Raw genomic sequence first — 26,388 nt, 5'->3', positions numbered from 1 at the left:
ATTTGAAATCTTATTAAGAGCTCCTATGTTAATTAATTTAAAAACTTATTCAGTAAAAGAGGGACCGCAGCAGGTAAAAATAGAACTTGACCAGCGATTGCCGGCTCGTGTTGGTTCTCCTTGTGTTGTTAATTGCAAGTTTGATGTGAAAGCTTTCGATAATTATTATTTGCTGACCCTTCGGGCTGAGGCGATGATAACAATTAACTGTCAACGTTGTTTTGATGAATTTTCTCATCACTACGTCAATCAAACCGAGCTGGCTGTTTGCAATACCGATGAAATGGCTGAGAAAATGTTGGAACAATATGAAAGTATTGTTTCAGAGCATAATCAAGTTGATCTTGTCGATTTAGTCACCGATGAACTACATTTATATGCACCAGAATTTCATTCTTCGACAAAAGAATGCGATAATGAAGCATCTAAATTTATCACTAAAGAGCAAGAATAAATTAGAAATTATTGAGTAACACTTGGATTAACGACAAAAAATCGGTAATATTCCGGCCCAACGAATACAAATTGTTTAGGAGTAATGCAATGGCTGTACAGCAAAATAAAAAATCTCGCTCAAGACGCGATATGCGTCGTTCGCACGACGCTTTAACCGAACCAACTTTATCAGTTGACCCAATAACTGGCGAAACTCATCGCCGCCATCATATTACCGAAGACGGTTATTATCGTGGTCGCAAAGTTTTAGAGACTGATAACGTTTACGAAGAACAAGAGTAATTCGCTTGAAAAACATCACCATTGCTATAGATGCGATGGGCGGGGATCATGGTTTAAAAATTGTGATTCCTGCTTGTGTTCGTGCTGTTCGACACAACCCTGATTTAAAGTTGTTGTTGGTTGGTGATCAAAATCAGGTTAATGCCCATCTAAAAAAACTAGGTGTCGCCAAAAATAGTCAATTTTCCGTTGTCCATGCTTCGGAAATAGTGGCTATGGATGAATTACCATCTCATGCAATGCGCAATAAGAAGGATTCTTCTATGCGCGTGGCTATTAATTTGGTCAAGGAAGGTCGGGCCCAGGCTTGCGTAAGCTCTGGAAATACTGGTGCCCTAATGGCGACTGCTCGTTTTGTGTTAAAAACCTTACCCGGAATTGATCGACCGGCAATCATAGCTGAGCTACCGACTGCACAAGGCAGAACACGCGTTATTGATTTAGGGGCTAATGTTGATTCCTGCGCGGAACATCTTTTCCAGTTTGCCGTAATGGGCTCTGCACTGATTGAGGCGGTGGATAAAAAACCAAAGCCTAAAATTGGTCTCCTGAATATTGGTGTTGAAGAAATTAAAGGCAATGATCAAGTTAAACGTACTGCTCATATGCTTGCTGAATGCAATTTAATGAATTATGTAGGCTATGTCGAAGGCGACTATTTTTATTCTGGTAAAGTTGATCTTGTCGTATGTGATGGGTTTGTGGGTAATGTCGCTTTAAAAGCAAGCGAAGGTTTAGCGAATTTAATGCTTTCTTTACTCAAAGAATCCTTTTCACGAAATATTTGGACTAAAATTGCCGGAGCGATTGCTCTACCTGCTCTAGGTCATCTCAGAAAACGTATGGATCCTGCTCGCTATAATGGTGCAAGTCTATTAGGTTTGAATGGTATTGTGGTTAAAAGTCACGGCGGTGCAAGAGAAATAGCTTTTCAATACGCAATTGAGGAAGCAGTCCTGCAAGTGAAAAATAATGTGGTTGATTTAGTGAGAGAACAAATAACCGATTTTATTAATCAAGGTTTGTTACTATGAAAAACGCCGTTATTAATGGGACAGGTAGTTACTTACCCGAACGTGTTTTAACGAATAAAGAATTAGAGTCTACTTTGGATACCACTCATGAGTGGATTTTATCTAGAACAGGTATAAGCAGTAGACATATTGCTTCTGAACATGAAACGACTTCATTCATGGCTTGCCAAGCCGCTGTAAAGGCAATTGCAGCCTCTAATATAGATGCAACTGAGCTTGATTTGATATTAGTAGCAACCTGTACACCAAATCATTTTTTCCCGAGCATGGCATGTCATGTTCAGAAATTTCTTAAAATAACTCAACCAATCCCAGCTTTTGATGTCAGTGCTGCATGTAGCGGATTTATTTATGCCATGGATATTGCAAAGCAGTATATAAGCGCTGGCACTGCTAAACATGTGTTGGTTATTGGTAGTGAAAGCATGTCACGCGCGCTTGATTGGAATGATCGCTCTACCTGTGTGCTATTTGGTGATGGTGCTGGTGCTGTGGTGTTAAGTGCTAGTGAGAAATCAGGTATTCTTGCCAGTACGCTTCATGCTTTACATGATGAAGAAGCTTACCTAAGCTATCCCAATTATGCGACCTTAGAACAGAAATCCTATATTGGCATGCGCGGTAATGAAGTGTTTAAGCTCGCTGTGAATATAATGGGTGATCTTGTTGATGAAATTCTTCGTAGTTGCCATTTGCAGCAATCAGATATTAATTGGTTAATACCACATCAAGCGAATATTCGGATCATTCAAGCAATTGCAAAAAAATTAAATTTACCCATGTCACAAGTGATTGTAACTATTGAAAATCAAGGAAATACCTCAGCTGCATCCATTCCATTAGCTTTAGATTACTCAATTCGTGAAAACCGCATAAAACGAGGTGATCTGCTACTTATGGAAGCTTTTGGTGGGGGAATGACATGGGGTGCAATGGTTGTGCGTTACTAATTAAGTGTTTGTTGGAGCTTTTTTGATATGAGTAATTTAGCGTTTGTATTTCCTGGCCAAGGCTCTCAGTATGTCGGCATGTTAGCCGAATTGGCTAATAATAATCCTCTAATTGTTGACTGCTTTTCACTGGTTTCTGATAAACTTGGGTATGATTTATGGCAATTAATACAACAAGGTCCTGAATCACGACTGAATCAAACCGAATATACTCAAGTGGCTATGCTCACTGCAGATGTGGCTCTATATAAACTTTTACAGAAACACGGTTTAAGACGTGCTCAAATGATGGCAGGTCATAGCTTAGGTGAATATGCTGCCCTGGTTTCTGCGAATGCGCTAAGTCTGCCTGATGCTGCACAATTGGTTGCCAAGCGCGGTCAATTGATGCAAAGCAGCGTTCCCTTAGGCCAAGGGGCAATGGCTGCAATTGTAGGTTTAGACGATGAACAGGTTGAGTTAATTTGTGCACAAGCAAGTACTCCAGAATCTAGAGTCACCCCAGCAAATTATAATGCAATTGGACAAATTGTGATTGCTGGCCATACTGCAGCAGTTGAGCGCGCTGTCAGCTTAGCTGAGAGTATGGAAGCGCGTTTAGCCAAAATTATACCCGTGAGCGTACCTTGCCATTGTCCATTATTAGTTGATGCGGCAGAGGCGTTTGAAGAGTATCTCGCGAATGCAAATTTTAAAACCCCTGAGATCTCTGTGATTTCCAATGTGGATTTAAGTATTTATCAATCCGCTGCACAAATACGCACCTTGCTAAAAGAGCAGCTTTATTGCCCAGTGCGCTGGGTGGAAACAATTCAACTAATGAAGAGAAAAGGGGTTGAATTAATAATTGAATGCGGCCCGGGAAAAGTATTAAATGGCTTGATTAAACGTATTGAGCGCAATTTGCCAACAATGAGTGTTAATGATAATGCTAGCCTAGAGCAAGCTCTAGCCCAATTGAACATGAGTGAAAAATCTTATTAAGGATTGCAGATGACGAGTTTACAAGGTAAGACTGCATTAGTGACTGGTGCAAGTAGAGGAATCGGTAAAGAGGTTGCCTTAACACTTGCAAAAAAAGGAGCCTATGTCATTGGATCTGCAACCACTATACAGGGTGCAGAGTCTATTTCAGCGATGTTTGCTCAGGAACAGTTAAATGGAGAAGGCGTTGCACTTGATGTAACGAGCGGGGAAAGGGTTGAAAATTTAATGACTCAACTTGCTGATCAAAATAAGCTACCTTCCATTTTAGTGAACAATGCAGGCATTACTTGCGATAATTTATTACTGCGAATGGATGATGAAGAATGGTACAAGGTTATTGAAACGAATTTAAATGCTATATTTAGATTATCTAAAGCTTGTCTAAAACCGATGTTTCGTGCTCGTTGGGGACGAATTATTAGCATCGGGTCTGTTGTAGGTTCGAGTGGTAATTCAGGTCAAGTTAACTATACAGCTGCGAAAGCAGGTGTGGTAGGCTTTACAAAGTCTTTAGCTCAAGAGATTGGTAGCCGTGGAATTACCGTGAATGTGGTTGCCCCTGGTTTTATTGATACTGATATGACTAGAGCTTTACCTGACATGGTAAAAGAGGAAATGTTAAGACGTATACCAATGAAAAAGTTTGGACGTGCTGAGGATATAGCAGAAGTAGTTGCTTTTTTGGCTTCAGACAGTGCAGAGTATATAACTGGCGAGACCATTCATGTGAATGGCGGCATGTATATGGATTAAATGGCTTGCGTTCTTTGAATAAATGAATAAACTAGCCAGCATAAAATTTTTTTAACTAAGAGGAAACACAAGTTATGAGTACGGTTGAAGAACGAGTTCGTAAAATTGTTATGGAACAATTAGGCGTTAAAGAGGATGACTTAAGAAATGATGCATCCTTTGTTGATGACTTAGGTGCAGACTCACTGGATACTGTTGAATTAGTAATGGCTTTGGAAGAAGAGTTTGAAACCGAAATTCCTGATGAAAAAGCTGAGAAAATTACTACAATTCAAGAAGCGATTGATTACATCGAAGCAAATCTTAACAAAGAAGAAGCTTAATACTTCTTCAAGGAGCTCTCATTTGATTAAGCGGCGTGTTGTAGTTACCGGTATGGGGATGATTACCCCGGTCGGTCTTAATGTAGAACAAACCTGGCAGAATATTTTAGCTGGAAAAAGTGGGGTCGGAATGGTTGAAGATTTCGATACTGCTGATTACTCCACTAAAATTTGGGCGAAAGTTAAGAATTTCAACATTGAAAACCATGTCCCGCTCAAAGAGGCTCGTAAGATGGATCTATTTACCCAATACGGAATCGCTGCTGCTGATGAAGCAATAGCTGATTCTGGATTGGTAATGGATGAAAAGCTTTCCTGCCGTACCGGTGTTGCGGTAGGAGCTGGAATTGGTGGAATTCTGACAATTACCAATAATCAAGACAAATTGGTAGCTGGTGGACCACGAAAAGTATCTCCCTTTTTTATTCCTGCTGGAATTATTAATATGGTTGCCGGTCAAATTTCGATCAAGCACCGTTTAAAAGGGCCTAATGTTTCTGTAGTAACAGCATGTACAACAGGCACTCATAATATAGGGCTAGCTGGCCGTATGATTGCTTATGGTGATGCTGATGTGATGGTTTGTGGTGGTGCTGAAATGACCACAACTCCTCTTTGCTTAGCCGGTTTCTCTGCTGTACGCTCTTTATCCAAACGTAATGATGAACCTGAAAAGGCATCACGTCCATGGGATAAGGATCGAGATGGTTTTGTTATGGGAGAGGGTGCTGGCATCTTGATACTTGAAGAGTATGAGCATGCGAAAGCTCGTGGCGCAACCATTTATGCTGAACTAGTAGGTTTTGGTATGTCTGGTGATGCTTACCATATCACTGCCCCTGATGAGGATGCTGATGGTGCATCTCGTGCAATAGCTGCAGCTATTGAAGACGCAGGTATTGAGCCTAGTCAAGTCGATTATATTAATGCGCATGGTACCTCAACTTATCTGAATGATATGAACGAAACTAAAGCTGTGAAGCGTGTTTTTAAAGAGCATGCTTATGATTTAGCAATTAGTTCAACAAAATCCATGACAGGACATTTACTGGGTGCAGCAGGTGCGGTTGAAGCGATTTTTAGTATTCTCGCGATTAAAGACCAAATTGCTCCACCTACGATTAATCTAGATAATCCTGATGAAGGATGTGATTTAAATTATGTTGCACATGAGCCGCAAAAAAGAAAAATTGATTATGTTTTAAGTAATTCACTTGGCTTTGGTGGAACCAACGGAAGTTTATTATTTAAGCGAGTGTAGATGGAAGGACGTCGCTTTAAACTAGTCTTGTCCTTCTGCTTATTATTCGGATTAGTTGTCTTTTCAATCATTGGCTATAAAATTTATCGCATTTTAGCGATGCCAATGATTGAAAAAACAAGTGCAGCAATCACAGTTATTATTGATAGAAATACAACAGCCTCTGATTTCGTGCGCACGTTAGAAGCGAAGGGTGTTATAAAATCCAATCGATTATTTCTCTCTTTAATTCGCTTTAAGGGTTTAGCCCATCGATTAAAAGCCGGTATTTATCAAATCACTCCAGGTGAATCAGCAATTCATTTTCTCTACAAAGTTGAGGCTGGAGAAGTGCTAGTGGAGTCATTTCGCATTATTGAAGGGACTAACTTAAATCAGGTAAAGACCAATCTGCAAAATGCGCAGTACTTAAAATATAATCCCAATGATTGGCTACCCATCATTGGTCATCATCCCAGTGCTGAAGGTTTATTGCTAGCCGATACTTATAACTATAATGCAGGCAGCGAAGCTAGATTTTTATTGCGACTTGCAAACCAAAAATTACAACAATTCCTCAATGAAAATTGGCAAAATAGAAATTCAGGATTACCCTATCATACACCATACGAACTACTGATTGTGGCATCTATTATAGAGAAAGAAGCTTCATTGCCTGCCGAGAGAAAAATAATTTCAGGTGTGGTAATTAATCGAATTAAAAAAAATATGCCTCTGCAAATGGATCCAACAATTATTTATGGGCTTGGCTCAAATTATAAGGGCAAATTGACTCATGAAAACATGAGCGTGAACTCGCCTTATAATACCTATCTTCATCGAGGCTTGCCACCAACTCCAATAGCAATGGTGGGTAAAGAAGCCATTGATGCAGCAGCTCATCCATTAGTCACTAATTATCTTTATTATGTCGCCAAAGGAGATGGTTCCCATCATTTTTCTGCGACTTATGAGGAACAAAGAGCAGCTATTTTACGTTATCAGAAGTGAGAGTAGGGGATTCGCCCGATTTATAGGTTGGGTCTTAGCCCATAGCCGTAAAGCTAAGGTATTTCCCTATTTTATTTAGCTCCGTTCGGGCTGAGGAGGCCGTAAGGCAATCTCGAAGCCTTGCTAGCCCTGATATAAGACTTCGAGACGGCGTAAACGCCTCCTCAGCCCGAACGGTTAATTGTCAGACTACAAGGTCGAATTGTAAGCTAAGTAAGACTTAGTCTGACAGCTACATTTTTTAAGAGGTTATTATGACTGAACGCGGTCGATTTATAGTTGTAGAGGGGCTTGAAGGTGCCGGTAAATCAACCGCGATTCAGACAATCAAGCACTATTTACAAGATGTTGTTCCCGATATTTTGCTGACACGTGAACCAGGCGGAACAAGAATAGGTGAGGCGGTTCGTCATCTAATTAAAGAAAAAGTGGAGGGCGAAGTCCTTGATCCTCGCAGTGAGTTACTACTGCTTTACGCAGCCAGAGTACAACTAGTTGAACAAATTATCCGACCCACTTTAAATAGGGGATGTTGGGTGTTAGCAGATCGTTTTGAATGGTCTACATTTGCATATCAGGGTGGAGGTAGAGGGTTAGATCGAGAAATTATCACCCAGCTATCCACATTTTGTTTAGACAATTTTAAACCGGATTTGATTATTTATTTAGATCTTAGCCCTGAACAAGGCTTACATCGAGTAAAAAAACGGGGTGCAAGCGATAGGATCGAACAGGAGTCATTAGCTTTTTTTACTCAAATTCGTAATTCTTATTTACGGCTGATTCAAACGACGGACAATGTTATTTCGGTCGATGCTAGTCAGCCATTAAAAACAGTGCAAGAATTAATAAAAACTCAACTTAAAGCCTATTTACTTGATAATGCAATCACTAAAAGAATCTGAATCATCTATTTTGTTGTGGGAACGGTTTCAATCGATTAGAGCGAAACAACGTGTACCCCATGCTTTGCTTTTAATGGGTGTTCAACACAGGACTCTCAATGATTTCGCCTATAAAGTAGCTTCAGCGATACTTTGCTCCGGGCAGCAAAAGCCCTGTGGCGAATGCAAGTCCTGTCGTTTGGTTCATCTACAAGAACATCCTGATCTGAGCTATCTGACAATGGATAAAGAAGGTGGAGTCATTAAAATCGATCAAATCCGTGAACTACATCATCTTGTTTTTACTTCAGCTCAACTGGCAAATGGGCGTGTAGTTATCATTAATCCCGCTGAAAAAATGAACAAAGCCGCAGCAAATGCCTTGCTTAAATTATTGGAAGAGCCACCCTCTTTCGTGCATTTTATTTTGGTTGCACAGCAGATCGGTACCTTACCTGCAACTATAATTAGTCGTTGCCAGCAATGGCGATTTTCATCTTCTGAACAGGTAGGAGCAGATTATTTATCTATCGGGCAGGAATATAGTTCAGATACTGATAGGGGAGTTCTCTTTGGTCAACTTTCAACCATTATTGAGGATTTAATCCAATTTATGACCAAGGAATTGTCTGTCTGTGCATTGGCTAGTAAGTGGCTTACTCATGATTTTGCTCATCTAATGTGGTTAATTTACTTACTTAATGCACAACTTATTGATTATAAATTTAATATTTCCAAGATTGAAAAAAGTTGGACTAAAGCTCTGATGGAGTTAGCGAAACATTTTGAGCTGGTTCATTTGTTTAAACAACTTGATCAGATTAATGAGATTATGAGGAAGCTTCAGCGTAATATTAATTTGAATCAGAGCTTGGTGTTGGAGAATTTATTGCTGGGTTATAAATTAAACCTATAGGTTGGTCTTGGACCAACAAATTCATTGCCAGATTTTGATTCCCACTCTGTCTAACTCTCCCCCCCACGCTACGCGGTGGAGAGAGGACTTGAGTGGTAAAAATCAGTAGTGCTTCGTAGGCGGGGGCAAGACCTGAGGTATTGTCACTTTTTTTGAACAAAATAGGTATTGCTCCAATCAGGAGGGCTAGGCCGGAGCCGTCGAAATTTCCGGATGGAGTAATCCTATCTTTTCACCAGATAATATTAATGCAGGTATATTTTTAGGGATCCAGTTTGCTTCATAAGTTGGATCAAAATGCTGCAGGTCTTAAAGTTGTAAGGCAAAGATTCAAGAAAGGAAATGTTCTTTGTAAGCCTGATTCAGTAAAAAGGTAGGAGTAGACAAGAGGGTTAGTTTCTTTAATATATCATTGTTTGGATTTTCAGCATAAATTTTATGTAAATTATCGATTTCAGGTATGGGGTTACGTTTAACATAGTTCATAAATAACTCTTGCCATTTTGCACTAGGAGCGGAACCCATCAAAACCAGCCTTGTGTGCATTTTTTCTAATGAAGGAGTCGATGGCGTATACATGCCACCAGTGGAATGTGCGACCAAAATAACATTTTCCAGGGTGCTCACTGCCTCATCTAAGTCTTCCGACCAATGAGAAAAAAATTCGTTGTCATCATTTGTCCCATTAGAACCATCTCCTTACTTAAGGTCTTACGTCGTCAGGGTCACAGATGGAATCATAAACGGGTTTACCGTGTGTATTGTGAGTTGAAACTCAATATGCGTCGCAAGGGAAAAAAGCGGTTACCCAATCGCTCGCCTGAACCTTTGAGTGTACCAGCGTCCATTAACCAGTGTTGGTCAATGGATTTTATGTGCGATGCATTGATGTGTGGTAGACGCTCCAGAATATTTAACCTAGTGGATGACTTTAACGGTGAAGTGCTAGCGATTGAGATAGATCTAAGCCTGCCTGCACAGCGAGTAGTTCGGGTATTAGAACGAGTCGTTTCCTGGAGAGGACTTCCTGCCAAATTACGTATGAATAATGGTCTTGAATTTATCTCAAGTCCGCTTGCCGATTGGCTAGAGATATTATTATCAATGCTAATAATGACTAGAGGCAGTGTAGATGTGAGAATCGACTACTGTTTGCTAAAAAATAATATGACTGCTAAGTTTTGTTGAAGCTTAGCCATATTTCTCGAATTAACTATAAGGAAGAGAGAAATGGAATTAAATATAGAACACGATAAAAAAAATCAAAAATTCTACCTTAAGAAAAATCATGAAGAGGGTAATTTAAAATATAAAAAACTCGATGGGCAAACACTGGATTATTATGCTACTTTTATACCTGAAAATTTAAGAAATCAGGGGATTGCTGATAATATTACGGATTATGCTTTACAATATGCAAAAGATAATAATTATCAAGTGGTTCCCAGTTGTCCTTATGTTAAAGGTTTTATTGAGAGGCATCCCAAGTATAAGAGTTTAGTAAAGGAAAAATCTGAAGAACATTCCAATCAATTGCCATTAAAAAAATACTGGCCTTTAATTTCCTTGATAATTATTTCCTTGCTTTCAGCACTTAGCATTAATTGGAATATTGGTGGCGACATGCGTGTTTGGATGCATTATTTTATGGGTAGTTTTCTGTTAATTTTCAGTACCTTAAAGTTATTTCATCCCCTTGATTTTGCCGATGCCTTCGAAATGTACGATATTATCGCCAAACGCTCCCGAATTTATGCTTATTGTTATCCTTTGATTGAATTAACTTTAGGCCTCGCCTATCTCTCATTTTTTTTACCGATAATTACCTACCTCCTCACGATTATTATTTTAACCATTGGTGCCGTTGGCGTGATCAAAGGATTACAAGAAGGTCTTGATATCAGTTGTCCTTGTATGGGCACCGTTCTAGACGTGCCTTTATCTACAGTTACCCTTACGGAAGATATAGGGATGGCTTTAATGGCTTTTATTCTTTTGCTTATGAGTATATTTTAACAGGATTATAGGCCTAAATAATATTTTAATAACAAATTCTGTATGACATATAACTGCTCATGGAGATATAAAAAAATGATGCGTCCCTTCTCACAAAAGTATTTTTATTTTATTGTAAATAGCTTCCTTACGGGTTATATACTGGTTATCTCAGCCCCTATATTTAATCCTTTACTAGCAGCGCTTATTTTAGCTTTGGCTTTAAAACCGTTTGCGACATTCCTTGAGAAATTTAAGGTTCCTCGTCTCTTGGCTTCCCTTATTTCAGTGATTGCATTCGTCATTGTTTTAGCAGGTCTTATTCTGTTTTTTCAAGCTCAAATAAGAAACATCGACTTCAAACTAGGCCATATTAGTCAAAATATGGTCTCGATGCCAACCTATATCCAAAGCTCGATTAGTAATTTTTTTGGCATTAACCAAGAGCAGCAGACCTCTCTTCTGAACGAAGTATTTACAATAATGATTAAAAACAGCACAGTTTTATTCAATCATACGTTATCATTTACCACAGCGCTTGTTGCTTCAATATCAATTTTTATTATTGCTTTATTCTTTTTTCTTAATTATCGAAAATTTTTTAAAAAATTTTTATTTAAAGTAGTGAACGAGAAATACCATCCCAATTTAAATCGAATTTTAACTCGCATTTTATCTGTTGTCAGTCGCTATATATTGGGTTTACTTCTTATTATATTCATCGTTGCCCTTTTGAATACATTAGGACTTTGGCTTTTAGGGGTAGAGCATGCGATTTTGTTTGGTGTATTGGCTGCTGTTTTAATACTTATCCCGTACATTGGTATTTTTATTGGTTCTCTGCTTCCTGCCCTATTTGTTTTATTAACAAAAGGATCGTTTGGGTATGCCATTGCAGTGATATTTATTTTTATAATTGTACAATTTCTTGAAGGTAATTTTTTTACTCCTAATATTGTTGGCAGCCAAGTGAGCGTCAACCCTTTTGCAGCGATATTGGGATTGTTAATTGGCGGATTATTACTAGGAATAACTGGTATTATGTTCGCGCTTCCCGTACTGGCAATAACAAAAGTGATCTGCGATGAAATAAAATCACTAGAACCTATAGGATATCTAATTAGTAATCCTAAATGAAATTCCCCACGTATCTATGATTTTCATACCATTTCTTTGGTCATATATATATACCTGGAGATAAGGGGGCATTCTTTTATCCCATACTCGAATTAGCTGCTAAAATCATATTATAGTAATAAATTATCTACTTAAGGGTATGTTATGAAAAAACACAAGGAAGATCATCCCGAGGTCCTCGACATAGAAAATATTTGCGAGATAACACCTAACACCCTACCTACAGAAGGGGTTTGTGATAAAGTGAATAAGCATAAAGCTAAACAAAAGAGAAAGTCAAAATCCAGGACTAAACAAACTTGAAATTAAAGGAAAAAGTCATTTTCTAATGGAGTGAATTAAAAAATAGCCATATTCCAAGCGCCGTATGAAGATCGAATTTTTCCTCTGGGAATAGAAAGGAAAAATAAAAGAGTTCCACTAACAATGCTTGCAAAGCATCCCAACCCTGATGAGTTAAAAATAAATGGTGTAATAAACAAGGCTATAGCTAAAAATAAGTTAAGGAGACGCACAGTACGAACTGTTTCAGCTAATGCTGTAATGGTTATCGTTAAAATAAGACAGCCAATGAGATGATCACTATTAGCCATTGACTCTGTTGTGCCTAAAGTAATACGTGTAAACATTAACCAAATCCCGATGAGCATGCATCCTATTAAATTCCAAGACAACGATATGCCTCCGCTTAACATTTCTCGCAGAATTACGAGAGGCGATTGCTCAAAATTATCTACTTCATTTCTAGATTGAACTCTCTCCTCATCACTATCACCAACAAATAAAATTCTTAATAAAGGCCTGCCTGCTTTCCATCTTCGCCAAAGAAAGGTACCTGTTGCAATTAATTCATCAAAGGAATAAGGGACTTGAATGAGCATAGCAATCGCAGCAATTAGGCATAAAGTACACCATGTATTTAAAAGAATAGGTTGAATAACGATAAAAGTAATCGAGACTATTCCTAATGGCACAATCATAATACCAAACAAAAGCACCAACCATGGCATGGTACGCCACCGATTTGAACCACCTATAATACCTGTTAAAATTTCTAAAATATAAACTGCAGCACCCAGACCTGCATCTGGAACTGGAAACGCTTTAGATATAGAAGACGTAATAATTTCTTCGGTTCCATTTTTTGCATCAGGTAGATATCCCATAAAAAACGGTTCCCATACCTGCTCAATATGACCGAGTTGGTAAGCAGCCATATATCGTGAAATAAAAAAACCGACATAAGCTAAGATGATTATCGGCAACCGCTGGAACCAGCTTGAAGGAGAAAAATCCCATCCAGGAGGAATAATAGGTCCTTCTAAAGCAGCATTAGGAGCGACTCCTAGGTCGGGTCGAACTATTACCGAAAAGCCAACAATTAATGTGCCAATAAGAGTATCATTTAAATATGCAACGGCGGTAGGCGCCCAAAAGATCAAAGGAGCAAATATTAACCACAGACCAATTAAAGCACAAACCCATCGAGCTGATGAGAAACGCCAAGATAAACTTAATGATGCGAATAAAAGAAGTATACTTCCACTAACAATATCACTTAATGTTAGAGGATAAGAGGTGTAGCTTAGGGAAGCTGGCGAGGTTATTAACCACAATCCAAAACCCATATTTAAAAAATGTACCCATAAGTTTTGTTGGTGTTGTTTGCGGAAGTTAGTCTCATAAATGGAGCGTATTTTCTCTGGATTATGCTTAATGGCAACCATCCAATCTGGTTGGACTAATCTATTTTTTTTATACCAAATCCCCGGATCAGCCTTTAAAGATTCGATAATTTTAGGAAGGGTTTCTTCAATTGAATGTTTGGGTTCCCAATGGAGATGTTTTTTGGCTTTAGTAATATCTAAAGCATAATGATCTGAAGAAAGATCTATCATGAACGAACGAATAAATGGTTTTTCACCCTGATCAAAATCATCAGGTATCAATGGTTCTGCCTGGTGCTCTAACCAGGCCGCTGCTTTAGCGACAGTTGAAGGAACTTTATAGAGCGAAGATTGTTCTCCATGTATTAATTGAGTTATTTGATTTTGCAATCTTCCATAGCTAACTGTTTGAGGTTCTCCAGCAAGAATGACTTCATGTTTCGATAATTCATTACGATATAAAAGAGCTTTTTTAAAAAGGTCTATCATGTCTTTCTGATGAATAAATGCCTGGCCAACGTTTAAATCCCCTGCATATAAATGACTTTTAATCTCTCGTTCATAGGTTCGAGCTATTTGGTTAGCCAGTGTTGGAACGCAAGTCATGTCATCATATAAACCTGCCAGGCGCAAAATCAGATAAGGTATTTTTCCATGACATTGTTTAATTACTTTTTCCGCTTCTAATTTGGATTTTGGATATGCCCATTTAGGCAAGAGAGGAGCATTTTCATCAATGGTATCTCCTAAAATACAAGGCTCATGGACAAGCATGGTACTGGCGTAGATAAATCGTTCTACCTCAAAACCCTGTAATGCCAAAAGTAAATTTTTTGTACCATTTATATTTACCGACTCATACAAAGAAGACTCTTCACCTGTAAAGTCAAAATAGGCTGCAAGATGGATCACTGCAGCAATCTTACTTCCATATTTTTCTTTGAATAGTCGAAAAGATAGTGCTAAAGATGCATCCGATGTAAGATCACAGGGAATCTCACAGGCATCTTTGTCTTGGTCAAATCCCACAATTTTATAAGAGCTGCGTAAAGCATGACTAAGAGCAGTCCCTATTTTACCACTGGAACCGGTTATAATAACAATTGGTTTGTCGGTTTTCTTAGCCATATAAAAATCCTTTTATAAAATCTACGATTAAACACTTATTACTATAATCTGAAATAATTATATATACATTAAAAATGGGAAATTACGTTTTGCAATCTTGGTATAACCATTAAATCATCAGTAGGATGAATCATTTTAAAGGGCATCGATTGACAATATTGCGCTAAATCTGCTCGAAATCGATTGGTTTGGACAAACACAGCTCGCGTAAAAATTATTACAATTCACTAATGCAAACATAGCATACCTCAATACTTTTTATGATTATAGTACATAAATCAATTGTAAATTAAACGAGCAGCGTTTGTCAGCACAAGGTTGACCTGTAAGTCCGGAAATTTAGACGGCTCTGGCCTAGAACCCCAATCAGTAGCTCGATCCGTTCGGGCTGAGTCCTTCGAGAGCCTCAGGATGCTCGGGTGCGCGTAGCGCTGTCTCGAAGCCTTGGTGCAAAGCCCCCCTCGACGAGTGCCTCAGGACAGGCCTTCGAGACGTCGCTGGCACTTCTCCTCAGGCTGAACGGTTCAGTAAAACTCTGGATTTGGCTCGAAACATTATTCAAAAAAAGTGACGATACCTAAGGGCCTTGGCCCAACAAACTGATTATCTAGAGCTGTTAGTCACTTCAAACTTACCAGCGACGCCATTGGCACGTGTATTAGGATCATACATTGATTCAGCCAAAATAGCCGGTACTGTGAAAATCCCTGTATTAATCGCTTTTATGCGATAAACAATTTCTTTTGCGGTGCTATCGATGCTGGTGAAAAACACCACTCGATCTTCACGTACATCGGCATACTCCACGTTTTCATTGTTAATGGAATCTCGAACAACCTCGAAACCTCCAGGTAAGAGGTCAACAATAGCAATGTTGCTTAGATAAGGATTATCTGTGGACCGCAGTTGAATATGTACTTCAATTTCTGAACCGAGTACCGTATTAGTGATCACCTTACCATTCTGATCATGATATTCACGATATACCTCGATGCCTTGTTTGGTTTCTTTAGACGCTAATTGCTTATCAAAGCCGGACTGTGTTAATTGATAGAAATATGTTTTTTTAGTCGGATTAATAAAGCTAACTTGTTTGGCATCCATATCGACATCTGCTTTTTCATAGTTATTATTCGCAGTAGTCAAGGTTTTTTCTTGGTTATTTCTAAGCAGCTCTTTTATTGAAAACGATGCAATCTTAGCTGAGCTTGGCTGTGATTGGTCATATGCACTTAAAGCCATGCTAATATAGCCAGATAAAACCGTGTTGATATCATTACTGTTGATAGCCTTGACTAAGGACATAACCAGCGTATTGCCCATGTTTACTAAACGTTCAGGGAAATGCCGGGCTATTAAATAAAGATATTGCGCATCTGCAATATTACTATCATAAAAATCAGTTTCCATCGCCGATTTAGCTTGAGGTTTATACTGGGCAATCAACTGATTAGCTTCAGCGCTACTTTTTAGTAACTGGTAGGTCGAAGCAATATAAGCTGCAGTTAGATCTATTTGCCATTGCGGTTGATTTTGATCCAAGTAGAGCTGTAGGTTAGTCACATAATTTGTGGTAACGATTTCATTCCGCGTTAAAATATAAATAGCATAAGCTTGAATACGCGCCTTAGCTAAATCGCTAGGTGTTTGAGTGGCTAAATCACGTAAATAACCTAACCCCGCACTAAATAAATCAGCTGGAACGCTGTAATCCTGTGCTCTAGCTTCGGTTAAAAACTGCATAGCGTAGACAGAGGCGAAAGCGTTGTTTGCATTATCAGCTAAACCGGGCCAGTAACTAAAGCCACCATTCGACATTTGCCGTTGTCCGAGCATTTGAATGGTCATATTGATTTTATCAGTAATAACTCGAGAGTCATTTGCAAACCAAGTTTGACCAGCCATTGCTAACAAAGGTAGGGCTTCGCTGGTTAATTGTTCTGTGCATCCATAAGGAAAGCCATCCAAATAGCGCTGTAAACCTGCAACTAAAATGAGAGGGCTTGAGGATATTGCGGCTTGGACACTGCGATGTTCAGGATAAACGTTTCGATCAATATTGACCAAGGTACGAGTATCATTTGAACTACCGCTGATCACAGAAGTCATAAAAGCGCTGGCTGGGCGAACACTTAAGGTCGAATCCATTTTCGATGACTTATCTCCTGAACTTGCTACCAGACTTATATTAGCTGAGCCTAATAAAGAATTTGCGCGCAGCTTAAATTGCACAGTTTTTTCTTTACCCTCATCGATGGCTAAGGTTTCATTATTAGGACCGATAATTTCTAACCCAGCTGTTGTTGTTAATTGCACAGACACTTGAGCATTAGTAGCTGAATCTTTAACATTGTTAGCCACGCTTGCTGTGATGACAAATTCATCACCTGGCGCGACAAAAGTTGGCGTATTAGGATTGATAATAAAATCCCCTCGGATCTCTGATTTCTTTTCCGTCGAACCCACCGCGTCACTAGCAACAGCAACCGCCATCACTCGTAAACTACCATTAAAATAATCGGGAACCTGATAAGTGACTTGTCGTGGACTCGAGTCGCTGTCCAAAATTCCTGACCAATATGCCACGGGCAAATCCGTTTTGCGCTTAAATGGGTTGAGATGATTGGTCAAAAGTTCCTCGCCTCCATCACCACCAACAGCAGAAATTTCTCTATCTTGAACAAATTTAGGTAGAATTTGATCGACCGTTTGTTGGGTGATCACTTCAAGGGCATGTTTTTGAAAAAAGAAAGCAAGGGGATCTGGCGTTACAAAATGGGTGACTTGTAAAATTCCTTCATCGATAGCAAACACAATGATTTTTCCGGGCTTATCAGTCTTATAACCAATAGTAAAAGGCTCACCAGGGCGTGCCACCTCCGCTGTTTCCAGTTCAATATGCACGCTTTGATTGTCGTGGTTTAAATTGAAGGGTGTGACAGAGTAACTTAGAGGAGTGATGAAAATATCAGGCGAGTCCCAATTACGCACAAAACTGACATTGACATAAGCATTGCCCTGTAAATTATCTGGGATATGAATTTTCTGTACGGAACTTGTAGTTTCGGTTTTAAACCATTGAGTGGCGTACACTTTATCGCGTTCAATAGTAATTAAACCAGAACCGGTGTAAGGCGCAGTGATTTGTAGCTCAATATCTTCACCGGCTTTATATTCGGATTTATCCAATTTAACGCTCAGTTCAGCATTTTTAGATAGGGGGACTTGGCTGGTACCAACAATGCTAAATTTAAATTGACTTAATTCAGTATTGTTTTTATCCAATACCTTGAGTGCAAAATCACCAACTTGCTGAGTTGGCAAATTATATTGAGTCCCCTGTTCATCAATAGTGAAAGGTTTTGTGTCAATCACCGTTGATTGAATAATTGATTGATATTGATAGGTTCCATCCGATTTTTTAACCAGTGTAGAAACGGGATGTAGAGAAACTAGCTGTCTTTTTAAATCACCAACTTGTTGCTGGATAAGTTCAGGATTGACCGCAATAAAATGAATGGAACGCTCGCTGTTTTGTTTAATATAAGCGAGATCGCCATCCGGCTTATAACCAATAAAATAAGGCAGCGGGCTAACTAAAGCGGTTGATTGTGCTGTAACAGAACGACCGCCTTCCGCTTCAAAACCCTCAGCAAAAAAACTGAGCTGATAAGTGGCCTTATCAAAGCGTTCTAAATGCAAATTAAATTGAGCCTGACCGTTTTCATTCGTTGTGCTATCCGCCAAAGTATCGGTAAAAACTTTAGATGGTTTATTCGGATCAAGCAGTGGATCCGCAAAAATATAATCAGGATATTTGGCAAACTGAACAGGTTTAGGAGTAAGAAGAATTTTCGCAGAGACTTTGCGATCTGCTGCCGGTGCACCGTATAAATTCCATAAGCCAACTTTAGCTACAAGGTCAGTCGGTGAAATCCATCCTTGAGTCGCTTCTTGAGAGAAGTTTGAAGTGATGCGCATGCGATCAGGTTGAAATTCGGCGACACGAATGGTGGTTGAGCCCAAAAGGCTATCGGGGCGAGAATCTTTAACAATATAAAGATTCACAAAATACTGACCCGTTGGCGAAGTCGCATTGGTTTGAAAGTCAAAGCTTGAAAAGCCGGTTGAATCAAGGGTAAATTTTTGATCGTAAATAGTAGTACCACGCGGATCGGTAACAGTCACTTCCAGCGGCAAACCCGCAGGTTGAGAGCGGGCATAGGCTTGTTTCACAATCGTTCCGATATGAACTGGATCACCCGGGCGATAAATTCCTCTATCTGAAAATAGATAAGCAGATAAGCTGTTTAATTCTGGATTGCTGCTATAAAGTCCACCGGTCTCAAAACGTGTGTAATTCAGTTGACGTCCAGATTTATTGTAGGGAATAAAAGAAACATCAGAACCCAGACTCGCTAAGTAAACAGTAGGTTCGCGATCATCGACAAAATCACGCAGGGTAGGGAAGTTTGCGCGACCTTGATTATCGGTCATTCGTGTCAATACAGGCAAGCCATTTTTCCCTAAAACGGTGACAGTGGCATTACTAACCGGAGTACCTTGAGTAATGGACTGAACAAAAACATCATGAGAGCCATCATTGTTATCTTTAACGATTAATCCCAGATCCGTAATCAGAACCAAACGACTTGCGTTAACATCAAGGGCGATGTTTTGGGTCGGATCCCATGCCGTCGCTTGCAATAGAAATAAACCTTGCGGGCCGTTTGTATTAGCGGAAGCGGAGAGATATTTTGTAAAATCTAAAGTTGTATATTGTTGTTTAGTTAGATCTGCGGCATCAAATGGTTGGATTTCGGAAAAAATTTGGCTGATATTTTGTTGATTAAAACTCTGATTAATAAAATAGGGGTTATTGAAATCACCTTCAGTTTGAGTGACTAATTGATTAATATTCTCAGGCAATACCCGCGCAAAATTAAATTTAACAGCAGCCAAGCCACGAACGAGCACTGAAAGTTTTTTCTCACTACTAAGAGCAAGTAAAGAGCCTTTATGAAGAAAGCTGATTTCTTTAAGAAATTCAGGTGCTTTAATAATGGCAACATAATCCTTAGTGAGTGCAAAATCACCAAAGCCGCGTATCCCTTTATCAATTTTTAAATAAAGATATTGCGGTGTTGAGGCCTTAAATTTATAGCTATGTAAGTTAGCATAATTGCGATCAGTAGGCAGGGCTTGGATTGCGAGTGGTTTGGCTAATGCTAAGATATTTGCCGTGACTTCGCCTGGGGTTTGCCATTCATAATTGGTTTTTTCTGGCTCTGCGGCTGTTGCAGGGTAATTTTGCGGTAATAAATAGACATGCAAGGATTTGTTTATTTCAGGCTCGGTAACGCCTAAAGTGGATTCGATAGTTAAAACCTGCTCGGGTCTGTCTTGTTCGTTTCTAATAATTGACGCTCCGGCCTGATTAATTTTAAGGTAATTACTGCTGTCGGGAATTAAGAGATTCTGGCTCACTGAAGTGGTTAAATTGCCCGAGCCTGTGCTGGATTTAATGCCTTTACCCAGTGTTAACACCAGGTAACGAGATACTTCAGGGAGCGATAAATTTTCTGAGCTTATATAAGCTATGCGTTTGTGTTCATCGTAACTGACAGTGAATTTATATTGTTGAGCATTTAAATCGCGTTTGTTGTTTTTTAGGGCTTGCAACATGAAGGAGGTTTTAGCTTCGAAACTGTTCGTGTCTACAGGAAAATTAAAGTTAACCGTTGCAACAGCCTGCCTAGTTTTAGGATCCACAGGATCTTGATAAAATTTTAATTCACTAACTTTGGCCTGAAAAGGTTCAGTTGAAAAAGAGTAATCATAACTTGCCATTTTTGCATCGCCTGCAAAAACATCTCTGGCGAAATGAACAGAATAAGTTTGATCAGCAGGCCAGTCTTGAGCTGGTGTGAACACTAAATTGCTATCATCTGTCCAAACCCATTTACCAGGCATCGTAGGCGATAATTCAATACCGGTCGTGACTTCTTTACCAATTAAATTAAGGGGCGCAACCGATTTATTAGTAAAATTATCTGCTGGTCCATCACCAAAACTAAAACTAAGAGTATTTGGAATCAGTTGTTCGGCGAGCGGGGTGATTTTAGGTGCAGCAATTAATGCTTCAATTAATTGCGGTTTAGGCAAGTGTTTATACCAGTAGTAGCTGTACCCCAGCCCCGAAAGTATCAACATAAGTCCTGCGGCCAATCCCCAAAATACCCTTGGACTCGTTGAGGCTTGACGATGCAAATAATTCACCCAAGGAGGACTGCTCCAGTTAACTCGACCAAATAGGGAAGAAAAAGCGCACTTGACCATGCCAAATATTTTACAAAAGAATGAATTGTTCATATATTGTTCTATTTTTAGGTTAACTGTGGCAGACGAGGAGAAGTTTACCTTGTTTTGCTTAATATTTATCCTATTTCGAATTATTTATTTCTCAAAATGGCTCTGAAGCGGCTAGCTTTCAGCTAACTCATTGTATTCCTAAAATATTCCAAATCATCGTTCACATGCGGAATTAGGGGAACAAATTTTTCAAAGTAAGCAGTCATGGTTTCATATTTATGATCAGACCATTGAGATCTTAGCTCTGCATCAATGAGTCGCATATGAAACGTTTGAACATAGCTGGTAGACATTAAAGAATAGGCTGTAATTGTAAAAATTATTAACAATGGAGTAAAATGATTTTTAAGTCATCAATTAATTCCTACTCTATTTCAATATAACTCAATGCGACGATTCCTAAAATTTTTTAGCCTTACACTAATCCTAAGCTTTTTTTGTGGTTTGGGAATCTTATTTTTTTTACCCAAGCCTAGCTTGTTGAGCGATTATCAGTTTTCTACCGCTGTCTATGAAGAGCAACAACACTTACTGCGCTTAACACTTAGCCAAGATGAAAAATATCGCTTGTTTAGTCCTTTAGCACAAATTTCACCCCAACTTAGACAAGCAACTTTATTGCAAGAAGATCAATATTTTTATTGGCATTATGGTTTAAATCCTCTCGCGATATTTAAAGCAGGATGGCAAACCTATGTTGCCAAATCACGTCGTGTTGGTGCATCGACTATTACTATGCAATTAGCGCGGATTCGCTTTGGGATAAATTCTAAAAAAGTATCGGGAAAATTATGGCAAATTATCCGCGCTCTGCAACTTGAAATGCATTACAACAAAGATCAAATCCTAGAGGCCTATTTAAATCTTGCTCCTTATGGAAATAATATCGAAGGAGTAGGGGCCGCGAGTCTTATTTATTTTGCTAAACCGGTGAGTAAACTAACACTTCCGGAAGCACTGACCTTAACTGTTATTCCTCAAAATCCTAGCCGTCGGATCCCTTCAAATAAAAATCTAAAAACGATTCGTAATAAGCTTTTTGTTCGTTGGCTAGCAAAGCATCCAGAAGATGCATACCAAGCGACAAGCATTCATTTACCTCTAGAAATGCAAACGGTGCATTCATTGCCATTTATTGCTCCGCATTTTGTCAATTCCGTTTTGCATGAAACTCGAAAACAGCAAGAAATTACAACAACTTTGGATTATCGTTTACAGACGATTCTAAAACGTATAATCCATCAATATTTAGTTCGTAAAAAAACAGTAGGAGCTTATAATGCGGCTGTTTTATTGGTTGATACCCGTGATATGTCGGTTAAAGGATTAGTGGGTTCGGCTGATTTTTTTAATTCTGAGATTGGCGGGCAAATCAATGGAACCGAAATAAAACGCTCACCAGGTTCGACACTAAAACCTTTTATCTATGGATTAGCGCTTGATCAGGGATTGATTCATCCTAACACGGTATTAAAAGATGTTCCTTCCAGCTTTGGAAGCTATAATCCAGAAAATTTTGATTATGATTTTATGGGACCGATTAAAGCAAAGGATGCGTTGGTATTAAGCCGAAATATCCCGGCGATTTACCTAGAAAGTCAATTAACCAAGCCTAATTTGCATCAATTACTTGAAAACGCCCAAGTCAGCGAATTGAAATCGGAATCTTACTATGGCTTAGCCTTGAGTCTAGGTGGGGCCGAGTTAACTATGAGGGAATTAGCGAGCCTCTACGCGATGTTGAACAATGACGGCCTGTGGCATCCCTTACGAACGCGTAAAGATGAACCCAGTAGTCCAGGTACTCGACTTCTCAGTCCCGAGGCCAGCTATTTAGTTTTAGACATGTTAAAAAATACCCCTCGTCCCCAATTGCAGGGTTCAACGTCGAATAATACGCAGGTCGCGTGGAAAACGGGAACCTCATCGGGATATCGCGATGCCTGGTCAGTCGGTGTTTTTGGTCCCTATGTGTTAACTGTATGGCTTGGCAATTTTGATAACCAAGCTAATCCTGCATTTGTTGGGAAAAATCTTGCTGCCCCTTTATTTTTTGAGTTAATTGATGCTATCCGCCATGAGCGTGGACCCTTAGCTATCATAGAGAAGCGGCCAGAGACAATGCAGCTGACGCGAGTTGAGGTTTGCAAAGCATCGGGCATGCTGCCTACTCGTTATTGCCAAGACAAGGAAATGACTTGGTTTATCCCTGGTAAATCACCGATAAAGACCGACACCATTTATCGCGAAGTGGCTATTGATAAAAATACAGGCTTAAGAACCTGCCATTTTAATGACAATACTCGTTTCGAAATTTACGAATTTTGGCCTACTGACTTACTAAAAATTTTCAAACAAGCCGGCATTCAACGCCGTGTTCCTCCAGTTTTTGAGTCTGATTGTAGTTTAACGCAAACTAACTTTGGGCTAAGCCCGCAAATTAGATCACCCCAAACGGATTTGAGCTATATTGTGCGGGCCAACTCAGTACACAATACAGAAATTCCTTTAACTGCCGTAACGGATGCAGATGTTGCTTCTATTTATTGGTTCATCAATGAAGTCTATTTAGCAAAAACTCGACCTGATGAACCCTTTTTTTGGAAAGCTAAACCAGGTAAATTTGTCATTAGAGTTGTTGATGATCACGGTCGCTCAAATGCGCGAGATATCAATATCGAAATGGGATAACTAGGAGAGTAGGATGAAACTCAATGGATCTTGTCATTGTCAAGCTGTAAAGTTTGAAGTTGAATCGCACACTCCCTATCCTTTTATGTACTGCTATTGTTCTATTTGTCGAAAAACTGCTGGTGGTGGCGGTTATGCCATTAACATTATGGGGCAAGCGGATACTTTAACGATAGAAGGAAAGCCATCTTTAGCAATTTACCATGCGATCATGTCGCGTGATAAACAAGGTAGACCGAAAGAAATCAGTGAAGGCCAAAGACATTTTTGTAAACAATGCGGCTCCTGCTTGTGGATTTTTGATCCGCGATGGCCAGAGTGGGTCTATCCTTTTGCCTCTGCCATTGATACTCCGTTACCTAAACCTCCTGAGAGGTTGCATATTTTGCTAGACTATGCCGCGAATTGGTGTGAACTTGCTAGTACAAATCAGGATCAGCGATTCGCTCAATTCCCTAAAGAGTCGATTGAGGAATGGCATAAGCGTCATCAGCTTTATAACTTGTAGGTGGACCTTGGCCCTGAGGTATCGTCATTTTTTTTGAATAATATTTGGAGCTAAATCCAGTGTTTTACTGAACCGTTCAGCCTGAAGAGGAGCGCCAGCGACGTCTCGAGGGCCTGTCCTGAGGCACTCGAAGGAGTCAGCCCGAACGGATCGAGCTACTGATTGGAGCAACAGCTATTTTTGTTCAAAAAAAAGTGACGATACCTCAGACCTTCGCCCAACACACCTACTCTAGGGGGGGGAAGTCCCCGAGCATAATTGCATCAAACTCTATTATTTTATTGGCTATGATGTTAACATACTGCATTTTTATGTATCCATTGATCTACCAATTAAGCGAAGAACAGTGAATTTTAAGATATAGAGGTTAAAATGTTACGAGCGTTAAATAAAATAAGTGGGGCGGCAGTAGGTTTTGTTTTATATCCGATTAAATCTGCAATCGTTAACGCGTTTATCATAATTGGAACTTTCGTACTTGCTACAATTATTATCCTTGGATTGCCAATTTTATCGGCTATCCAAGCTTTTAGGACTAACGAAGATGATAGATTAGGCTATGCTATCGCGTCACTTATATTAACGGGTTTATTGACATTTTTTATTGGCGTCCCCTTTGCAATTATTGTCCTTGCTGCAGAGTTAACATTAGCAATCAATGATGTAATTAGAAGTTTTATAGCTGGAACATTAGATGGATACAATGAAGGCTTATTTTCCCATGTCATCAACCGATTTTTATTCGATTTCAGTTATTTTTCTACTTCTTTAACTGGAATTGTTGAGTATGTAAGAACTCTAGCAACTTTCGTTGCTCCTCATAATGATCCACAACCTATGGACGAGGCTGCTTTTGCTGCTTTGCACGATAAAACAGGACAAGAGGTTGTTTTTTCGCCCTTATCCGAAGAAGAGCTTGCGTCAGCGCAAGAGAAAGAGGGGATTAAAACTATTTTAGATAAATATATCGATTTAGATGCTCGATTGACAAAGTTAGATCAGGAAATAGCTAGAGGTCAAACACCTTATAATAGTGATCTAGACGAAATGATGATGATGGATATCGAGATACCAGTTTTAGTTGTAAAAATGTTTGAAGTTTCTCCTGACCAATGGAGGGCTGTGCCTGGAACCACTAAAATTAGTTGTGACATACAACTGAATAGATGGTTGGGGAGTGAGAATAATTCTCATCCGACAACGAGAGAACCTATGGACAATGCTAACCCACATGAAGATAAAAACACAAAATATGTAATAACCCCCTATACAAGCAAGAAAGATTCTAAAGAGTTAGTCGAGGCTGCCGATTTAATTCGTAAGGAACTTGCCAAAGTGGAAGTGAGCCTACCAGAAGCTGGTTTGGGTGTAGTAAAGGGAGTAAGCTCTTTAGTTAATCAAATGTTTTTTGGTCAAGGGGTTGTAAGTCCAGCAACACCAACTGCAACTCAAGGATATACACCCTAGAGGGCTTCTATCTGGCCTTTTGAAAGGCTCAGATAGAGCTGAGTTATTCGACGAACCTAATTCGAAAGGAAACTCGTCTCTCAAAGCGAATCACCAAGGGTTATAGCCCCCGTTTTGCGGGGGCCATCACTAGCTAGATTCCAAACCTAAATTCTCAGTACACCATCCCCATTTCAAGACAATGACTACGATTATAAAATAATCCCAATGACCACTTCGCGTAGCTCGCTTAGTAATACATTAAAAGTTCGGCAAGCGGCACCAATGGACATACACTCCAAACCAATACGTTTTTTTGACAAGGTTTCTAAAATAGTCGGTGGTGGGAATTTTCCTTGCTGTTTATGGCCAATAACAATAATGTTAGGACTATAGCGAAGAAGAGGTTCCAAAGAGGCTTCATCGAGTTGCAGAATGCTGTCAATAGACCAGTCAGTGATGAGCTCCCGACTACTTATAATGAGGCTTTTTTGATAAATAATCGAATTAACCTTTATTTCATTGTCGCTATAAGCTTGAATACTGTGTGCATCAGTAGCTTCTAAGTTGATTTGCATGGTGTTTAAACGGGCAATAATTTATACTAA

General features: G+C 39.3%; 21 protein-coding genes and 1 pseudogene. 18 read left to right on the top strand and 4 right to left on the bottom strand.

The genetic code is table 11. From position 1 onward, the window contains the following. Positions 1-25: 25 nt before the first annotated feature. The 11 genes from Ldro_RS01460 to Ldro_RS01410 all read left to right on the top strand — a co-directional run bounded on the left by Ldro_RS01460 (position 26) and on the right by Ldro_RS01410 (position 8,836). Positions 26-454, top strand: coding sequence for a YceD family protein (locus Ldro_RS01460; RefSeq protein ID WP_058494650.1), 429 nt, complete (start codon positions 26-28; stop codon positions 452-454). Between the two features lie 89 nt (positions 455-543). Beyond that, complete coding sequence (gene rpmF / locus Ldro_RS01455) at positions 544-738, top strand: 50S ribosomal protein L32 (protein WP_058494649.1); 195 nt, start codon at positions 544-546, stop codon at positions 736-738. 5 nt (positions 739-743) lie between these two features. After that, on the top strand, positions 744-1,772 hold the full coding sequence (plsX, locus tag Ldro_RS01450) for a phosphate acyltransferase PlsX (protein WP_058494648.1): 1,029 nt from the start codon (positions 744-746) through the stop codon (positions 1,770-1,772). Continuing rightward, positions 1,769-2,722, top strand: coding sequence for a beta-ketoacyl-ACP synthase III (locus tag Ldro_RS01445; RefSeq protein ID WP_058494647.1), 954 nt, complete (start codon positions 1,769-1,771; stop codon positions 2,720-2,722). The genes plsX and Ldro_RS01445 overlap by 4 nt, the downstream gene beginning before the upstream one ends. 27 nt (positions 2,723-2,749) lie before the next feature. Beyond that, positions 2,750-3,706 (top strand): ACP S-malonyltransferase, encoded by a 957-nt coding sequence (gene fabD, locus Ldro_RS01440; RefSeq protein ID WP_058494646.1) that lies wholly within the window; start codon positions 2,750-2,752, stop codon positions 3,704-3,706. A gap of 9 nt (positions 3,707-3,715) precedes the next feature. Next, positions 3,716-4,462, top strand: a complete 747-nt coding sequence (gene fabG, locus Ldro_RS01435; RefSeq protein WP_058494645.1) for a 3-oxoacyl-ACP reductase FabG — start codon at positions 3,716-3,718, stop codon at positions 4,460-4,462. Between the two features lie 74 nt (positions 4,463-4,536). Continuing rightward, a complete protein-coding gene (gene acpP, locus Ldro_RS01430; RefSeq protein ID WP_058494644.1) occupies positions 4,537-4,785 on the top strand; it encodes an acyl carrier protein in 249 nt (82 codons plus the stop codon). Between the two features lie 22 nt (positions 4,786-4,807). After that, positions 4,808-6,046 (top strand): beta-ketoacyl-ACP synthase II, encoded by a 1,239-nt coding sequence (fabF, locus tag Ldro_RS01425; protein ID WP_058494643.1) that lies wholly within the window; start codon positions 4,808-4,810, stop codon positions 6,044-6,046. Further along, the gene (mltG, locus tag Ldro_RS01420) at positions 6,047-7,036 is read left to right on the top strand and encodes an endolytic transglycosylase MltG (RefSeq protein ID WP_058494642.1); all 990 of its coding nucleotides are present in this window, start codon (positions 6,047-6,049) and stop codon (positions 7,034-7,036) included. It abuts the gene before it with no gap. 254 nt (positions 7,037-7,290) lie between these two features. Continuing rightward, positions 7,291-7,941, top strand: coding sequence for a dTMP kinase (tmk, locus tag Ldro_RS01415; protein ID WP_420795400.1), 651 nt, complete (start codon positions 7,291-7,293; stop codon positions 7,939-7,941). Beyond that, positions 7,919-8,836 carry a DNA polymerase III subunit delta' C-terminal domain-containing protein gene (locus Ldro_RS01410; protein WP_058494640.1) on the top strand — a complete coding sequence of 306 codons (918 nt, stop codon included), beginning with the start codon at positions 7,919-7,921 and terminating at the stop codon, positions 8,834-8,836. Before tmk ends, Ldro_RS01410 begins: the two co-directional genes overlap by 23 nt. 330 nt (positions 8,837-9,166) lie before the next feature. Here Ldro_RS01410 and Ldro_RS01405 read toward each other — a convergent pair whose 3' ends face one another. Continuing rightward, entirely contained in the window at positions 9,167-9,463 is a 297-nt protein-coding gene (locus tag Ldro_RS01405; RefSeq protein WP_131764262.1) for a hypothetical protein, read from the bottom strand. Positions 9,464-9,535: 72 nt separating this feature from the next. On the opposite strand from Ldro_RS01405, the pseudogene Ldro_RS15965 reads away from it, so the two are divergent. The 4 genes and pseudogenes from Ldro_RS15965 to Ldro_RS16200 form a co-directional block, all read left to right on the top strand. Then, a pseudogene (locus Ldro_RS15965) lies at positions 9,536-9,928 on the top strand (DDE-type integrase/transposase/recombinase); the annotation flags it as partial. A gap of 138 nt (positions 9,929-10,066) precedes the next feature. Further along, positions 10,067-10,852 carry a GNAT family N-acetyltransferase gene (locus Ldro_RS01395; protein WP_058494638.1) on the top strand — a complete coding sequence of 262 codons (786 nt, stop codon included), beginning with the start codon at positions 10,067-10,069 and terminating at the stop codon, positions 10,850-10,852. A gap of 75 nt (positions 10,853-10,927) precedes the next feature. Then, entirely contained in the window at positions 10,928-11,968 is a 1,041-nt protein-coding gene (locus Ldro_RS01390) for an AI-2E family transporter (RefSeq protein ID WP_058494637.1), read from the top strand. 144 nt (positions 11,969-12,112) lie between these two features. Further along, positions 12,113-12,271, top strand: coding sequence for a hypothetical protein (locus Ldro_RS16200; protein ID WP_157066446.1), 159 nt, complete (start codon positions 12,113-12,115; stop codon positions 12,269-12,271). Between the two features lie 35 nt (positions 12,272-12,306). On the opposite strand, the gene Ldro_RS01385 is transcribed toward Ldro_RS16200, so the two are convergent. Both Ldro_RS01385 and Ldro_RS01380 read right to left on the bottom strand, forming a co-directional pair. Further along, on the bottom strand, positions 12,307-14,763 hold the full coding sequence (locus tag Ldro_RS01385) for a vitamin K epoxide reductase family protein (protein ID WP_058494636.1): 2,457 nt from the start codon (positions 14,761-14,763) through the stop codon (positions 12,307-12,309). A gap of 603 nt (positions 14,764-15,366) precedes the next feature. Then, positions 15,367-21,135, bottom strand: coding sequence for an alpha-2-macroglobulin (locus Ldro_RS01380; protein WP_058494635.1), 5,769 nt, complete (start codon positions 21,133-21,135; stop codon positions 15,367-15,369). A gap of 387 nt (positions 21,136-21,522) precedes the next feature. Here Ldro_RS01380 and pbpC point away from each other — a divergent pair, with 387 nt between their 5' ends. The 3 genes from pbpC (at position 21,523) to Ldro_RS01365 (ending at position 25,801) form a co-directional block, all read left to right on the top strand. Then, the gene (pbpC, locus tag Ldro_RS01375; protein WP_058494634.1) at positions 21,523-23,826 is read left to right on the top strand and encodes a penicillin-binding protein 1C; all 2,304 of its coding nucleotides are present in this window, start codon (positions 21,523-21,525) and stop codon (positions 23,824-23,826) included. Between the two features lie 13 nt (positions 23,827-23,839). Continuing rightward, positions 23,840-24,334 (top strand): GFA family protein, encoded by a 495-nt coding sequence (locus Ldro_RS01370; RefSeq protein ID WP_058494633.1) that lies wholly within the window; start codon positions 23,840-23,842, stop codon positions 24,332-24,334. Positions 24,335-24,706: 372 nt separating this feature from the next. Beyond that, on the top strand, positions 24,707-25,801 hold the full coding sequence (locus Ldro_RS01365) for a hypothetical protein (RefSeq protein ID WP_058494632.1): 1,095 nt from the start codon (positions 24,707-24,709) through the stop codon (positions 25,799-25,801). 191 nt (positions 25,802-25,992) lie between these two features. Here Ldro_RS01365 and Ldro_RS01360 read toward each other — a convergent pair whose 3' ends face one another. After that, a complete protein-coding gene (locus Ldro_RS01360) occupies positions 25,993-26,358 on the bottom strand; it encodes an Mth938-like domain-containing protein (protein ID WP_058494631.1) in 366 nt (121 codons plus the stop codon). Positions 26,359-26,388: the final 30 nt, after the last annotated feature.

It is taken from the genome of Legionella drozanskii LLAP-1 (assembly GCF_001467585.1).
GTDB lineage: Bacteria > Pseudomonadota > Gammaproteobacteria > Legionellales > Legionellaceae > Tatlockia > Tatlockia drozanskii.
The sequence above is the reverse complement of the archived record's forward strand: the minus strand, read 5'-3'. Positions and strand labels throughout refer to the sequence as shown.